This is a genomic window from Streptomyces sp. NPDC005866 (assembly GCF_040629895.1).
Classification (GTDB): Bacteria; Actinomycetota; Actinomycetes; order Streptomycetales; family Streptomycetaceae; genus Streptomyces.
The window spans coordinates 1-1,370 of record NZ_JBEXWP010000064.1; the positions used below are offsets into that span (position 1 = coordinate 1).

Genomic DNA, 1,370 nt, shown 5'->3' on the forward strand with positions numbered 1-1,370 from the left:
GAGTACGTCTTCGACGCCCTGCGCGCCGGCGCTGCCGGATTCCTGGTCAAGGACGTCGTGCCGGAGGACTTCCTGCACGCCGTACGCGTCGCCGCGCGCGGCGACGCCCTGCTCGCACCCTCGATCACCCGCAAGCTGATCAACCGGTACGTCACCCAGCCGCTCCCCACCGACACCGGCATGGAGTTGAAAGAGCTGACCAGCCGCGAACGCGAGGCCGTCGCCCTGGTCGCGCAGGGCCTGTCCAATGACCAGGTCGCCGACCGCATGGTGATCAGCCCGATGACCGCGAAAACCCACATCAACCGGGCCATGGCCAAGCTCCATGCCCGCGACCGCGCTCAGCTCGTCGTCCTCGCCTACGAATCCGGCCTTATAGCCCCGCGTAACTCCTGACAGCCACGATCAGGCTGCAGACGCTGCCCCCGACTGCTGAACGCCCTCGCACGCTTCACAAGCCGTGCTTCGCCCTGTCTCGGGAGTCCAGTCTCATCTGCCCAGCCGATTTGAACGCCCGCACCGCTGGGCCCTCCTATAGGTCGTCAGGATGCCCTGGATGGGGTGCTGTCGTTTCTCGTGGACATCGAACGCGGCGGAGTCCGGGTGCCTCCTAAAGAGCTAAACAACCGCTGTCGCAACTCGTGAACAAAGCCACACGGCTACTACCTGGACGTGCCGTTCGGTGAAACCCTCGCCCGGCACGCCACCAAGCCGATCGCCGATGATGTCAGCGAGACGCAGCTGCGCGACTGGTACCGGGCGCGCGATCTGCTGCCCGGCGCCATCGAGACCGTCATCGACGACGGCAGCGCCCTGCACGAGACCGTGGACCGCGTCATGAACGACACCGGCCTGGTCCACCTGCCCGCTGTGGACCGCTGACCCGGGCACTGTTGCGACAGACGTTGCGCCTAATGTGCCGTCACAGCCGCGCCGTCCCTGCCTCGACCATGAGGCCGACCACAGGTGCGGCCGCTGCTGCGCCCAGCCCGACCAGGGGTCCGGCTGTGCCGCGCTCACTCCCGACCACGGCTGGTCAGCATGCTACGTCTGCCAGTACGCGCGTCCGGTCCAGGGGACTCGTTGGTCGGGGTCGTGGACGGGGCGCCACACGGGTGCGGAGGGGCTGTGCTGGAGCAGGTCGGCCGGCGGTGCTGCGAGGACGGGGACGTCGTGCGGGAAGCGGGACGGTGCGAGCAGTCCGGCTTTCGCGTGCAGGGCGCTGATGCGGTTCTCTACACCGGCGGGTCCGGTGCCGTCCAGGACGAACAGGATGCGGGGGAAGAGCGGGTAGCGCCGTCGCCACGCCTCCACTGCCGGTTCCTGGAGGGTCGGCCGCCGCCCGGGGACCGTGGGCGCGTAGTGGTAGA

General features: G+C 68.5%; 1 protein-coding gene and 2 pseudogenes. 2 read left to right on the top strand and 1 reads right to left on the bottom strand.

What is annotated here, in order from left to right:
* Both ABZ396_RS40725 and ABZ396_RS40730 read left to right on the top strand, forming a co-directional pair.
* Positions 1–396 (top strand): response regulator transcription factor (locus ABZ396_RS40725; RefSeq protein ID WP_358927080.1); only part of this gene is annotated, 396 nt, incomplete at its 5' end.
* Between the two features lie 258 nt (positions 397–654).
* Positions 655–882: pseudogene (locus tag ABZ396_RS40730) on the top strand (kinase); the annotation flags it as partial.
* A 162-nt stretch (positions 883–1,044) separates the two neighbouring features.
* Here the strand turns inward: ABZ396_RS40730 and ABZ396_RS40735 are convergent.
* Positions 1,045–1,370, bottom strand: a pseudogene (locus ABZ396_RS40735) (hypothetical protein); the annotation flags it as partial.